Source organism: Rhizobium sp. Root482 (assembly GCF_001426565.1).
Taxonomy (GTDB): domain Bacteria; phylum Pseudomonadota; class Alphaproteobacteria; order Rhizobiales; family Rhizobiaceae; genus Pararhizobium.
The window spans coordinates 1-13,066 of record NZ_LMFA01000011.1; the positions used below are offsets into that span (position 1 = coordinate 1).

Genomic DNA, 13,066 nt, shown 5'->3' on the forward strand with positions numbered 1-13,066 from the left:
CGGCCCAATATGGGCATCGGCGGCATAACACCCGCACAGAAACTGAAAATGGCCGCGTGAATTCTACTGCGGAGCCCCGTTAAAAACGGGGGGATTACCTGAAGAGCAGCAACGTCGCAGCCATTGCCGATACGGTGTTGTTCCGGCGTGTGCGCACAGTCCTGATCCGTCCCTTCGACAAGGGACTGGTCGCATCGACGCTAAACTTCGACTACGAGGTTCGCTCTGCCAAGGATGCCTTCAAAGACGCCCCCGATATAAAGATAAAGGACGAATTTCTGGACCTTGCCAATCACATCATCTCATCGAAGAAAGGTAAATTCGATCCAAGCACATTCGACGATCGCTACGAGGCAGCTCTTGCGGAGTTGGTAAAGGCCAAGATCGAAGGCCGTAAGATCAAGCCGAAGCCGGAACCCGAAACAACCAAAGTCATCGATCTCATGGAGGCTTTGCGCGCAAGCGCCCGCCTGTCAAAGACGGATGGCAAAGCCAAAGCCGCAAAGTCCAAAGCGCAGTCGCCTGCAAGGAAGCGGAAAGCGACACCAAGAAAGAAGGCTGGCTGATCGTCGCTCAACGGGCCTTCAAACTCTTCTTCAAGGCTGCCATCAGATCGACGACGTTTTCTCCCTTCGGGCGAGCGTGGTGCTGCTCCGCCGGCTCAACCTTCTTTTTCTTCGAGTTTTTCTTTTTCTTGTCCTTGATGATGTCGAGAAGACGGTCTTGGACCGGGTCTTCGAGAATTGATGGATCCCACGGGGCGGATCGGGCGGTGATGAATTTTTCCATCATCTTCATATGTTCGGATTCCGACTCTTCTGCCGTCATCGAGCCGAAATAGTCATCCGGATCGCGAATTTCGTCCCCATAACGCAATGTCCAAAGCACAATTCCGTTTTCCCGCGGCTCGAGCATGACAGCGCGTTCGCGTCGATACATGACGAGCTTTGCGATGCCCACAACTTTGGATCTGGCCATCGCATCGCGGATAACGGCAAACGGCTCCTCGCCCACTTCATCGTCCGGCACCAGGAAATGAGGCGTATCGTACCAGATCCCTTCGATATCATCCTTGGGAACGAAACTGTCAATATCGATCGTCCGAGCGCTTTCAAGTTCGACCGCTTCCAGCTCTTCGTCTTCCAGCATGACATAGTCGTCCTCGCCACGCTCGAAACCCTTAACTCTGTCATCTTCCTCGACGACCTTGCCTGTGACGGAATCGATATATTGGCTGACAACCCTGCTTTCGGTTTGCCTATTCAAGGTGTGAAAGCGGACTCTCTCAGCTTCGGTGGTTGCTGGCATCATCGAAACCCGGCAAGTGACGAGGGAAAGTTTTAAGTAGCCTTTCCAGAACGATCGCGGGGCCATGATTTCCTCCCTGGATGCTTCGACATCGGTCGAGCTTGTGGACAGAGTTCTCGTTGGCTGACCAAGCAGAACAGGCGTCACAATAAATTGTTCCATGCATGGATTCCGGGCTTTGAGTATCCGTTTTGACCAAGCTGTTTTTGTCTTCCAATGCCTTCCGTCTCTGATGAGGGCATTTACGAGAACGAGATCGGCATTGAAGCGGGATGCGACGAGAGCGGGCATGTAGAGTCTGGCGCAGGTTTGCGCGTCCACCGCAGATGAAGCGCTTGCCCTTCCATTTTCCCGATTCCCTGGCATGCGGCGCGAGCCCGGCCAGGGAGACGGCCTGGCGTTGGTCGAGCGCGTCGAGCTCTGACATCTCGGTCAGCATCACACAGGCGGTGAGATCGAAACGCCGGAATGGAGACAAGGATGTCCAGCCTTGCGGCCAGGGTGTCGTCCAGTTTCACCAGCTTCAAGGCCTCTTAATCGATCGCCTTGATTTGGCTTTCGACCAGTTTCAATCGCGCCTCCTCGCTTGCGGGGTGTAGAGACAGTCGTCGAGCGGCAGCAGCGTATGTTGGTGGAATGCGACGATGATCGCCTCTTCATCGCTCGACAGGACGGTCGGCTTCGGCTCACTCGGACCCGTCGGCAGATCGACGACCGCAGTTCGCCATTTCCACTTCGCCACGGTCTTGTGGCTTATGCCGTAGCGCTTCGTGAGAGCCCTCAGGCTCTCTCGACTATGTTGTATCGCTCGACGGACTGCCTCTGTCGTCGTGGCGCTTGCGTGAAGAACCTGGCCCATAATGCTTTCCTCCATTCAATGGATGAGAGTGCACCATCAAAGTCCGGGATCAGACACCTAGTGGCGCTCATCGCCGCAAGGTTGACGGAAGCTCAAGAGCCGCCCCGGCGCATATGCAGGTCGGCATAGAGAATGCCTCAAAAAGCGATGGGTGATTCCAACAGGTTATGATTCCTTCGGGTTCGCGAGATTTGATGGAGGTGCCGTGCGCCTCGTTTTGTGAAGCGACGATCTTTATCGACACTCCCCGTCGCAATATCTGCCGTGAGGTTCTCAAGGCGTACCGGACGACGTTGTGACAAACCGGGGGCAGTAACGCTTCTTCCGCGCAAAGCACCTAGGTTCAATACCGCGTGACTTTTAAACCTTCGAACAGGAATCCGGTTCCGGCGTTTTTGGAGGCCGTCTCAAGCTCTGCCGCAAGCGCAATCGCGGGCGACCTCGCAAGTCGCCTCGCGGAACAGATGCCACCTGCGACCAATCCTGTTCGCCTGAAATCCGATCAAAGTGAGTTTGCCGTCGCCCTTGAGGCCGCACTCAAAGGCTGGGGCTACTCGGTCGTGTCCGAGGCCACCGCCAAGAACGACAAGGCGATCGAGCTCGGCTGCGGCGCGACAATCAGGATGAGAATGCGCGTCAATCAAGATGAGAATCTGTCAGCCCTGCTGGAACGTAGGAGGGCGTAGCCCGACCGGAGTTCCAGCAGGGCTGACAGCGAGATTTTTCGGCTCGTTTGTGTATCGCGGCCGGCCCAGTATCGAGGTGTATTCCTGAGAGGAGCACCGATTGCCGGGTCGCCATGTAAACGATCATCAAATGAGGCTTTTTATGCAGTTGCGTCAGACGCATTCGGTCACCGTTGCGGCCGCCAAATCCTCCATAAGCGTTGCCACAGCCTACCGCCTTGATAGCGATGCCAGGCTACCATCCCAAAAGAAGCCGGCCCGTGAACGGCGGCGTCCCGATCCACTCGTCGACATCTTCGACGCCGAAGTCGTGCCGATCCTGAAGTCCTCGCCAGGTATTCGTTCTGTGGCCCTCTACGAGGAGATGCTGCGGCGTCATCCGGAACTCGGGCAGGGAATTCGGCGGACTTTGGAACGGCGGAACAGCGCACGGCGGGCAATACATGGCCAAGAACGCCATCACTGATAGCTTCATCGACCTGTTTGCACTGCTGAGACGGTCACGTCTGTGGCTGCTTCTCCTCGCAAGCACAAGACCCGATACGCAGGCGCGATAGTCATTCAGCCGGCGACCTCAACACGAGGTCTCAACATCACCAGCGCGGGAATGGTTGTGTCGCGGCATTCAGCGATCAAAGTTAGATCCGATGGCCACATCTGCATCGCACTCGCCCTGTCCTCTTAGCGTAGGGCCACCTCAGCCTTCTCGTCCTTGAGGGCGTTTTCAAACAGCGATTTTCCCGGCCCGACGAGCCATTCCTCAAGCGAAGTCAGATGACCAAATTCCCGCTCCAGGGCCGGGATATCCGCGGCGCCGGCGAGCAAACCATTGTCCAGAAGTTCAGTCAGGCGGTTGAGGAAAGGATTTCTCGCAAGCAACTCTTCAGGGAAGCGCCTGTAAACGATCGGTTTGCCGGCAGCTTTTGTGAATGCCTGTTCAACCTCCTTGCCGGTCACAGATGCACTCGCAAGATCGATCGCCTTACCGGCGAAACGATCCGGGGCAAAGAGGATTTCGGCGTTGATCCGGCCGAGGTCGTCCACCGCGATCATCTGCATGGACTGCTCTGGCCGCATGAAGAAGGTGAATTCGCTCTGAGGCAGTCCCATCCCGGGCAGAAGCATCATCTCCATAAAGCTTGCCGGACGGGTGATCGTGCTCTTTATCGGAAGGCTTCGCACATAACCTTCAATTTCGGACTTGCTGTCGAAATGACCCATTCCCGTCGGACCTTTTCCCGCTGCGCCGCCGGAAGAATAGACGAGATGTCCAACGCCCTGCCGAAGTGCGCTGTCCGCGATAGCCTTGCCTTGCCAGACTTCCTGTTCGTCCGTTATTTCACCTGCCGGTGAACTGGTCTGGACACTGAAAAGGCCGGCGATGCCGACTATCGCCCGGTCGATTGAGTCCAGATCAAACAGATCGCCGACGACCAAGGAAAAACCTTCGGCAGCCAAAGCCTTGGCCTTGCCGCTTTCCGGATCGCGAACAAAAGCCCGCACCTTTCTCCCGTTGACTTTCAGTGCACGCGCAACCGCTCCGCCTTGTTGCCCCGTCGCGCCAAACACGAGAAATTCCGCATTGTGATCCATATCAGTTACCATCCGTAATTAATGAAGGTTATCAAATGATACTGATTGAAAATCGGCGCAAGACGGCACATTTTTGTTCGTCGGTTACATCATCATAACCATTGAAGGAGTCCATCGGTGCAGCGTGAAATCAATGGCCGTCCTGTTATCGAAACCGCACGAGGTCCCGTATTGACTCCTTGCGCACCTGGAAGCGTTCTGGCCCGTCTCGGCGACAAATGGACTATACTGGTCGTATCCATGCTTGCGCTGTCGCCTGATGCACCCATGCGGTTCGGCGCGATCCGACGCGGCATTCCGAACATTTCGCAACGGATGCTGACGCTCACGCTTCGTCGTCTCGAGCGCGACGGTCTTGTTGCGCGTCATTACTATCCTGAAGTGCCGCCGCGGGTTGAATATGAATTGACGGCCCGCGGCAGATCCATGCTGGAGCCGCTGGCTGCATTCACAGGCTGGATCAGGGATACCTGGCAAGACATTGAAGCCTCGCGGAAAGAATTCGATGATATTGATCGAAGCGGAACAAGCGTCGATTCGCCTTCGAAGTGAAGATGAAACGGATCAAAACCGTTTCCGCCGACGCAAGGCGAGCGGCTGCGGACGGTTCCCTACAGGCACCGCAACACTACGCTGGTCGCGGGTCTGCTCATGTCCGGCAAAGCATACTCGCTACCGGCGGTTCGCTTGCGAGCATTGGCTGTTTCCGTCGACGGTAGAACCGACTTGACGATTGCTGGCTGCAACCCGGCAATGCCGGAGGATGCAGAACGGGTCAATCACTGAGCAACAACCCGGAAGCAACAGGAGGGTGCTGCCAGCATTGCGGTGTCCACAGAAACAAAGTCGCTTCGCCTAACGTCACCTGTTATCTTGCGGCAGATGTTCCATCCTGCGCGGGTTGGCTTCTTCCGTCTTTTTGTGAACTCCACGTTAGGAAGCTCCCTGGTTTGACGCCATCCGTCCGCGCCTTCTCGATCAGTGGTGTCAGGGTGCTCTTGACGAATTCTTCCATTGTCGTTGGCAGCGCCGGACGATCATCGAGAAACTTTACACGCCCATCGTTGAGAGCAGCCGAGGTATTCTTGTCATAGACCCACCGATCGAGCGTTCCGAACCTCTCCCGGAATACCGTTTCGACCTCACGATCATTCGGATCGACGAAACCATAATCAACCTCTCGCCCAATGGCACGGCCGATCATCGCGGCGATTTCGGTCATCGTGTAATCGATCCCCAGTTGCTTCACCGATCGGTGCTGGCCAGTCGGCGTGTCAAACTCCTTCGCCGCGAAATCCGCGATGTCCTCAATGGCAACCCAGGGATTTTTGACATTGGGCTCAAGAGTCCAGCCGATCCTGTGGTACCGGGCGATCGCGTCGCTCCATCTGGCCAGGTCCTGCATGAACCAACCGCCCTGCAGGTGCACCAAATTGATGTCGCCCAGCCGGTTGAGGATCTGGTCCAGAATATGGAAACCCTGGAAATGACCCGTATTTCCACTTACCTCGGATCCCATCCCGGTCAGGCTCACGGCCAGTTTCACTGGGGAATCCCGAAGTGCGTCGAAAAACCGAAGCGCTACCGCAGGGTAGTGCCCATGGAAGTCTTCCGATCCCCAAAGGGTCTTGACCATCAGGAAAGCAGCGTCAGCGTCTTCGAAGAACGTGACAAGTTCGCCAGCACCCGTGTCGAAACTGCCAATGAATGGTTCTGCTCCCTTCGCGACAAGGGCATCGAGGGCAGGCCCTCCCCTCGAAAGAGCTTTGATCGAATGGCCTTTGGCCAAAAGGTTTTCGGTCAGTCTGGCGCCGATCCTGCCGGTCGCGCCAACCACGGCAATACGCATGGCTAAACTCCTGAGTTGTTTAACCAGATCCTAGAGGCTAGCGTGGCGGACGAAAGTGGAGATAATGCCATATGATCTCGAAAATGGGCCAACCTTCGAACAAGCCATCCTGCAGCACCGCCATCGACCTGAGCTTCCCGCATGGTCCGGCGATTGCGATCAGAGTGGACTTCGCCGAATATGGAGCCGAGGGGGTGCTACACCAGCACCCGCAGGGTCAACTGATCTTGGCGCTCCACGGCGCGGTCACCTGCACAGCGGAGAATGGGGTCTGGGTCGTTCCGCCCGACTGCGGACTTTGGGTCCCCGGCGGCGTTCCTCACAGTAATCAGGTCACGTCCAATGCTCGTCTGACGTACCTTTTTGTCGAGCCCGGCGCGGCCATGCTTCCGGCTAAATGCTGCACGCTTTCGGTATCGCCCATGCTTCGGGAGATGATACATCGGGTAGCGGAATTGTCAGAAACTGACGCTCGCGACGCTCATGGCGACCGCCTTGTGCGGGTCATGCTCGATGAGCTCGCGCTGATGCCGCGCGAGAGGCTGGAGCTACCTGTATCTGATCATCCAAAGATCGCTTTGATCGCTACGGCACTTTTGGCAAACCCGAGCGACCGCCGTACCCTCATCCAATGGGCTGAGCATGTCGCCGTCAGTGGGCGAACGTTGAAGAGGCTTATGGTCCAGGAGACAGGATTGAGCTTCGGCCGCTGGCGTCGCCAGCTCCATCTCGTCATAGCCCTGCGGGAACTTGCCGGCGGTGCGACAGTCCAACAGGTGGCAGGCGAGTTAGGGTACGAATCCACGACCGCCTTCATCGTGATGTTCAGGAAGGCGCTCGGGACCACGCCGTCGCGCTACTTTACCGATCGGCTTTTGAGCGCCTAGCGCGCGTGAGACTTTGCCCGTCCGAAGGCACTGGCAGTAAGTCTTCGCGATCCGAGCCTCGCGTAGAGTAGGTGGCCTAGATCCCAATTTACTCAGCAGTGAGGTCTCTCCAGCGGTTTTGGGCTGATCTATAGCCGGGCGTGGAGCAGGGAGCGGGTGCCATTCCGGCTGCACAGCACCGCAACATGTCGCGTGTTGATTGGCGGCCGAACCGGCGGGTGTGCCAGCCTCGTCCTTCAACTCACCACAGAGGTAGGCTCGGCAGTGGCATTACCCCTTAAGTTGGGGAATGACATTCAATCCGCGATTCCGTCAATCAGCGCCGCAACCTGTGAGCCTGTCATAGCGGGCGCAGTCGGCGACCGGCTCATGGGTCAATCGAAGCGCATCCGGGGTTTGAAGAGTTGCCGCTGGAGCCGGATCACGGCTGCGGGCCAGGATGTTGATGATCACCGAGGCCGAGCAGACGCCGTGATCCAGCGCCTCTTGGCAGGCCGCATCCACGGCCACCAGACCATCGGCCGGAACGCATGCAAGGATGGTGACCATTTGCCGATCACCGTCATGAATGCCCTTCAGTCGCTTGCGGGCTTTCTCCATCGCCGCTGGCAACGCCCAGTCCCTGAACGGTGCACCATTGCGCAGAGCTCCGGGTTTGCGAGCCAGAATAGGCACATAATGCCAAGGATTGTAGGCTGTCTCGCCCCGGCCAAAGCAACGCTGATGCTCTCCCACATTCGCCCCGTCCTGCCGGATGACGATCCGGTCGGCATCGGCATGAACCTCGACAGGGCGGCCGACCGCCGCTGAGAGCACGGAGTATTTGTTGTTATCGAAACGAACCGTGCAGGTCTTCAACACCGAGGCCGGGACGCTGTGGAAGCCGTCGAATGGCCCGACGTAGTGCACGAGGCTACCGCGTTCCTCCTCGAACACTTGCCAGATCATTCGCTCGGTCTGCTCGGGATGGCGATGTGCCTTGGCATAGGCGATGCATTTGTCGAGCAGCCAGACAGTCAGCTCCTCCAGACTTTTGACCCGCAGGCGTGGTGTGAAGAAGCGCTCTCGAACCAGACCGACCTGGTTCTCGACTTGTCCCTTTTCCCATCCGGATGCGGGCGTGCAGGCAACAGGTTGAACCAGGTAGTGGCTACACATCTGCAGGAAACGGCGGTTATATTGCCGCTCCTTGCCGACGAACACGGTCTCGACCGCCGTCTTCATGTTGTCGTAGATGCCGCGCGTGCAGGTGCCTCGGAAAAAGTCGAAGGCCTTGTCGTGGGCATGGAACACCATCTCCTGGCTCTCACGCATAACCAACAACGCTTGCGGTTGTGAAGGCGGCTCTTACGCTGCCTTCCTTTCCGCGTCATGGGGGATTTCGACATCCACAAATAGCGTGGATACTGGAATACCTCGCTCCAACTTCACGCTGACCTTGTCGGCATCGACTTCCATATGTTTGGAAATCGCGCGGAGGATTTCATCACGCAACTTTGTGACAAGTTCGGAATCGCCTGTCGAAGCGCGGTCATGCGCGAGCAACACTTGAAGTCGCTCGCGGGCGGCCGCTCCGGATTGCTGCCTCGAAAACATTCGGAGGAGATTCATGCAGCCCTCCTGCCGAAGATTTTTCCAAACAGGCCTCGCTTGTCGCCGGGGATAACAATCGGCAACGCCTCGCCCTTGAGTCGACGGGCAGCCTCGAAATACGCGATTGCCGGAGCGCTGCGACCGTCAGCCAAGGTGACAGGAGAGCCCACGTTAGATGCCCGTAGCACGTCCATGCTCTCTGGTATAATCCCAAGGAGCGGGATCGACAGTATTTCCAGCACGTCGTCAACCTTCAGCATATCGCCTCGTTCTGCGCGCCCCGCATCATAACGTGTCAGAAGGAGGTGCTTCTCCATCGTCTCGCCATTTTCGGCCTTGAGCGTCTTTGAGTCCAACAGGCCGATGATGCGATCTGAGTCACGCACCGACGAGACCTCCGGATTTGTGACGACTATGGCCGCATCCGCGTGGCGCATTGCCAAGGTTGCTCCGCTTTCGATGCCCGCAGGGCTATCGCAGATTACCCAATCAAAAGCGTTCTTGAGAGCCGTAATGACGTTCTCCACCCCCTCAGGGGTCAAGTTGTCCTTGTCGCGGGTCTGTGACGCCGGAAGCAGGAATAGCGTCTCCACGCGCTTGTCTCGTATCAGGGCCTGCGTAAGTTTCGCTTCACCCTGGATAACGTTTACCAGATCGTATACGACACGCCGCTCGGCACCCATGACGAGATCAAGGTTGCGGAGACCGACATCGAAATCCACAACAACGACCTTCGCGCCATTCTGCGCAAGCGCGGCACCCAGCGCGGCTGTTGATGTCGTTTTGCCGACGCCGCCTTTGCCAGAGGTTACGACTATGACCTTGCCCATATCATCTCCATTTTCTTCCAGACTCTCTGAATTAAATCACTGCGGCCACTTTTATGGTTTCGCCCTCGAGCCAAATCTGAACCGCTTTCCCGCGCAAACTCGGCTCCAGGTCCTCTGCTGTCAGATAGAAGCCATCAATCGCGATCAACTCCGCGTCCAACTTGGTACAAAAGATTCGCGCGGTGGAATTGCCCATCGTCCCCGCCATAACGCGACCCCTTAATGCCCCATAGACGTGGATCGAGCCACTAGCGACCACCTCGGAACCAGAGGCCACAGAACCAACAATAGTGACATCCCCTTCCGCGTGGTGAAGAGATTGGCCCGAGCGAACGGGCTGGGTAACCACCATGGATGGTTTAGATCGCAGTGATTCCGAAGCCGTCTTTGTTGAATTTACCGCCGCCGCTGGGGAGGGAGATTCTTCGAACTCGGGAATTTCGACGTCGGAAGTCTGCTTGCCGTCGTTCAACCCGGGGGGCAGGTCTGGAGCCAGCAACGAAGACTTCGCCCCCTCAATTCCCATGACCCGGACTTTTCTCGCAGCAAGTTTGCCGACGAGATCCCGAAGTTCGTCTTGCTCGATGTCAAGGTTTGTTAAATCAAGAACGATTGGTTTTCGCAGGAAGAAACCAGCAGATCGGGCCGCGAGGTTATCCAGTTGGGCCAGCCAATCATCTACTGGCATCTCGGGGCTAAGGGCGAGCGCGAGGAAAGATCGTCCCTTGAGACGTATCGGGCGGGGCTGGGTTAACACATCGTTCATCTTTGTTAATTTTGCGTTGTCTGGCTGTAGCGAGAAAATGGTTAACAAGGAGTTAACGGCATGTTGGCTGGTCATCCAAAGTCACCCAGTTAGCTTGTGCGAGGATGGAACGGACAGCTTGGCCCGAGGGATAAATGGACGCGCTTTGACGAAAGTCCTTGCCTGACGGCGTGATTGCCGAAATCCCAAGACCTTAACGCTGGTGCGTAGAAGCGGAACGACGAGGCGAAACCCGTCTTTGGCATATCCGCATCTTGAATTGGACCACGTGTCTGACGAGCTTTTCTCCCGCCTTGAAGAGGTAAGAACTATCGACCCTGTTCTTACAGTTTCATGTCTATCAGCTTCTCAAACCCAGACAGGACATGTCCTGGGGCGCGTCCCCGAAAAGAGGTTCATCTTCGCGCGGTGATCTGATTCAATGTCCGTGAAAGGAGAGTGCTTTGCGACTTCATGAATTGAGTGATGAGGAATGCGCAGTTATTGCACCCCTCTTGCGGCACGAGTGCCGTGGACTGCGACGAGTTGATGATCGTCGCGTGATCAATGGCATCCTCTGGCGTCCTGGCGGGACGTGCCGGAACGCTAAGTCTTCTCCTCTGCGGTCAAACGAAGCTGTTGCGCGGAGATCATCTCGGCCATTTGGTGCCTTTTGACGAAGTGGAGGAACTTTAAGGCGCTGGCGCGATTGTTGGTCAGCTGGCCCGTAGTTTTGGGTTCTCCGGGTCGGCAAGAGGCCCTGGCGTCGACCCCCTCGCGCCGGGCCTCGCCTAATCGGGTCGTGAGCCTGCGCCAGGGAGACGCGATATGAAGTCGATAATTATCTTTGCCGTCGCTGCGATGGTCGCATCCTGCACAACCTCAGCCTCACATCAGTCGCTTGAACCTATCCCCGGAAGCATCACGTATGGCGGGCAGCCGAGAACCAAGCTGATGAAGTCGCCGATCGGCAGCACGTTCGAGCATCGGTTCCTGGGCAATAACGGCACGCGCTGGTATGAGATCTATCAAATCCAGCCGGACCGAACAGTGCAGATCATATCCCGCAGGAAATCATCAGACTTCATGTTTTTTAACGACGTTAGGTGATCTCTTTTATCATATGCGACAGGGAGGAAATTTGATAGATTGACATGCAGCCACGCGGATCATCCCCCGCGCCAAGCCCTGGCCCTAGTTCTCCCTCTTCGGACTAGGGCTTTTTTATTGTCCGTTGTGTTTGACACGCTCTTGACCTTTGACGGCGCTACGCCAGATCATGCGCGTCAGGGGGAAATGCAATGACATATGACTGGGAAGGCCGGGGAAACCGGTGGATGAGAAACGCTCGATTGTGGACGGCGGTTACGCTAACGCTGCTGGCGCTCTCGGCGCCATTACTCATCCTCGTCTGATTGCTCTGTCATCGCTTTGCCGGCCATGATCGCAGGCTGCGGCTCATGCTTCTCGCGCAATGCCGAATTCTCGGCCTCCAGCGTGGTCACCCTCGCAAACTGACCATTTTGTGATGGCGCGGCATCCTTGAGCTGCTTTCGCATCGATCTGGTCGTCCAAAAAGCGGGATAGCAGTCATGTCTCACTTCCCTCGTTTTGACCGCCGCCGCAATTGCCCTACCCCCTCCGCGTCCGCGGCAGCTTTTTTGTTATTGGGCAGTGGCGATCGAAAGCTGCAAACCGACCGTATCTGCGAGGATGCCGGGGAGGCAGAAATAGTAGCCTTGGAAGAGGTTGCAGCCTTCTATGGTCAGCATGCGCGTCCACGGGTGGAAGCCCCTAAAATCTTCCCGTCTCGCTCATCGTCTATTCCCGCTCAATAGTGTCTCCAATCGACCTAATCCGCGTGCCGTCGTTGCTGGGCGCGCCGTTTCGATCTGGCTTTCTTCCGCGCAGACCGCAGTTCGTCCAGATCGGGCAACCACCATCCACGAGCCACCTCCCGCTCGCCGGCGGGCGTGCGAGCAGGCCAGGTCGTGATCAATTCCTCAAGGGACCCCGGTCGCCAAGTCGCCCAAACGTATTCCTTGTCTTGTGGCGGCTGAAAATAGAACGCGGTCACAATTTCCAGATCGGCCAGCTCGCCATGCGTATCGGTGAAGATAACGACGCCTGCATGCGTGCCGATCGCGCGATCGAAAGGGGGAACGTCATTGACCGGCACGGGATAGCGTTTTCGGCGGCGCTCGCTTGTCCTCCCCTTCGCGGCTTCTTCCTCCTCGGTGCCTTTCAGCGCCTCACGCCGTGCCTTTCGCTCGTCGGGCTCGTTCCGCGTGGCGGCCGCTTCGATCGCTGGCCATCGCCGGCGTAACTCATCCAGTGATCGGTAAGGGACTGTCCACAGGCGGCGATCCGCATCCCATCGCGCCATTGGAATCTCCCGAATTTCGGTCACCAGCGTGCGCGAATAGGGCGTCCGGATTTGCAGACCGGACGGGGCAGCTTCGAGATAGCGGCTTTCGATCGGCTCGAACGCGAAAGCATCCCTGCCCTTTTCGTCCGCAAAAGCATCGGCTTCAGCTTCCATCTGGGCGAGCCAGCGTCCGATCCGCTTGCCAGCAGTTCGTCCAGGTACAAACCAGGCGTTCAGCCTGTCGCTCCATCGGGCGCGGGGAAACGACTCACGAAACCGTTGAACCGTGATGCGATCATGAGGAAGGTCCGTCGTCGCTCCGACGGGTGGCTCGGTCTCTCTATCCAT

The 13,066-nt window shown here is 57.1% G+C and carries 13 protein-coding genes and 5 pseudogenes; 7 read left to right on the forward strand and 11 right to left on the reverse strand.

The features are described 5' to 3' along the window. The first annotated feature begins 98 nt into the window (after nt 1-98). Nucleotides 99-566 carry a Ku protein gene (locus ASD31_RS07735; protein ID WP_413813802.1) on the forward strand — a complete coding sequence of 156 codons (468 nt, stop codon included), beginning with the start codon at nt 99-101 and terminating at the stop codon, nt 564-566. A gap of 7 nt (nt 567-573) precedes the next feature. On the opposite strand, the gene ASD31_RS07740 is transcribed toward ASD31_RS07735, so the two are convergent. The 3 genes and pseudogenes from ASD31_RS07740 to ASD31_RS07745 form a co-directional block, all read right to left on the reverse strand. After that, nucleotides 574-1,374 (reverse strand): Ku protein, encoded by an 801-nt coding sequence (locus ASD31_RS07740; protein WP_056331612.1) that lies wholly within the window; start codon nt 1,372-1,374, stop codon nt 574-576. Nucleotides 1,375-1,518: 144 nt separating this feature from the next. Next, nucleotides 1,519-1,759, reverse strand: a pseudogene (locus ASD31_RS27080) (IS110 family transposase); the annotation flags it as partial. A gap of 135 nt (nt 1,760-1,894) precedes the next feature. Further along, nucleotides 1,895-2,167: pseudogene (locus ASD31_RS07745) on the reverse strand (IS481 family transposase); the annotation flags it as partial. A gap of 464 nt (nt 2,168-2,631) precedes the next feature. On the opposite strand from ASD31_RS07745, the gene ASD31_RS26965 reads away from it, so the two are divergent. After that, nucleotides 2,632-2,853, forward strand: a complete 222-nt coding sequence (locus tag ASD31_RS26965) for a hypothetical protein (protein ID WP_082520482.1) — start codon at nt 2,632-2,634, stop codon at nt 2,851-2,853. Between the two features lie 130 nt (nt 2,854-2,983). After that, nucleotides 2,984-3,310 (forward strand): annotated as a pseudogene (locus ASD31_RS25350) (IS21 family transposase); the annotation flags it as partial. 224 nt (nt 3,311-3,534) lie between these two features. Here the strand turns inward: ASD31_RS25350 and ASD31_RS07760 are convergent. Further along, entirely contained in the window at nt 3,535-4,446 is a 912-nt protein-coding gene (locus ASD31_RS07760) for an NmrA/HSCARG family protein (protein WP_056331620.1), read from the reverse strand. 117 nt (nt 4,447-4,563) lie between these two features. On the opposite strand from ASD31_RS07760, the gene ASD31_RS07765 reads away from it, so the two are divergent. Further along, nucleotides 4,564-4,998 carry a winged helix-turn-helix transcriptional regulator gene (locus ASD31_RS07765; RefSeq protein ID WP_056331622.1) on the forward strand — a complete coding sequence of 145 codons (435 nt, stop codon included), beginning with the start codon at nt 4,564-4,566 and terminating at the stop codon, nt 4,996-4,998. Between the two features lie 316 nt (nt 4,999-5,314). Here the strand turns inward: ASD31_RS07765 and ASD31_RS07770 are convergent, their stop codons facing one another. Further along, nucleotides 5,315-6,295, reverse strand: coding sequence for an NmrA family NAD(P)-binding protein (locus tag ASD31_RS07770; RefSeq protein WP_056331624.1), 981 nt, complete (start codon nt 6,293-6,295; stop codon nt 5,315-5,317). A gap of 71 nt (nt 6,296-6,366) precedes the next feature. Between ASD31_RS07770 and ASD31_RS07775 the strand changes: the two genes are divergently transcribed. Continuing rightward, entirely contained in the window at nt 6,367-7,182 is an 816-nt protein-coding gene (locus ASD31_RS07775) for an AraC family transcriptional regulator (RefSeq protein ID WP_056331626.1), read from the forward strand. A 312-nt stretch (nt 7,183-7,494) separates the two neighbouring features. On the opposite strand, the pseudogene ASD31_RS07780 reads toward ASD31_RS07775, so the two are convergent. The 4 genes and pseudogenes from ASD31_RS07780 to minC all read right to left on the reverse strand — a co-directional run. After that, nucleotides 7,495-8,493, reverse strand: a pseudogene (locus tag ASD31_RS07780) (IS21/IS408/IS1162 family transposase); the annotation flags it as partial. 36 nt (nt 8,494-8,529) lie between these two features. After that, the gene (minE, locus tag ASD31_RS07785) at nt 8,530-8,793 is read right to left on the reverse strand and encodes a cell division topological specificity factor MinE (RefSeq protein ID WP_056331628.1); all 264 of its coding nucleotides are present in this window, start codon (nt 8,791-8,793) and stop codon (nt 8,530-8,532) included. Further along, a complete protein-coding gene (gene minD / locus ASD31_RS07790) occupies nt 8,790-9,605 on the reverse strand; it encodes a septum site-determining protein MinD (RefSeq protein ID WP_056331630.1) in 816 nt (271 codons plus the stop codon). The genes minE and minD overlap by 4 nt, the downstream gene beginning before the upstream one ends. Before the next feature lie 31 nt (nt 9,606-9,636). Next, nucleotides 9,637-10,371: a septum site-determining protein MinC gene (gene minC, locus ASD31_RS07795; RefSeq protein ID WP_056331696.1), complete on the reverse strand. Its 735-nt coding sequence runs from the start codon at nt 10,369-10,371 to the stop codon at nt 9,637-9,639. Nucleotides 10,372-10,814: 443 nt separating this feature from the next. Between minC and ASD31_RS26720 the strand changes: the two are divergent. Together ASD31_RS26720 and ASD31_RS07800 are read left to right on the forward strand one after the other, a co-directional pair. Next, nucleotides 10,815-10,934 (forward strand): annotated as a pseudogene (locus ASD31_RS26720) (IS5/IS1182 family transposase); the annotation flags it as partial. A gap of 244 nt (nt 10,935-11,178) precedes the next feature. Then, on the forward strand, nt 11,179-11,460 hold the full coding sequence (locus tag ASD31_RS07800) for a hypothetical protein (RefSeq protein WP_056331632.1): 282 nt from the start codon (nt 11,179-11,181) through the stop codon (nt 11,458-11,460). A gap of 287 nt (nt 11,461-11,747) precedes the next feature. Here ASD31_RS07800 and ASD31_RS25870 read toward each other — a convergent pair whose 3' ends face one another. Continuing rightward, nucleotides 11,748-11,909: a hypothetical protein gene (locus ASD31_RS25870; protein WP_156392558.1), complete on the reverse strand. Its 162-nt coding sequence runs from the start codon at nt 11,907-11,909 to the stop codon at nt 11,748-11,750. 293 nt (nt 11,910-12,202) lie between these two features. Continuing rightward, nucleotides 12,203-13,066: a hypothetical protein gene (locus ASD31_RS07805; protein WP_056331633.1), complete on the reverse strand. Its 864-nt coding sequence runs from the start codon at nt 13,064-13,066 to the stop codon at nt 12,203-12,205.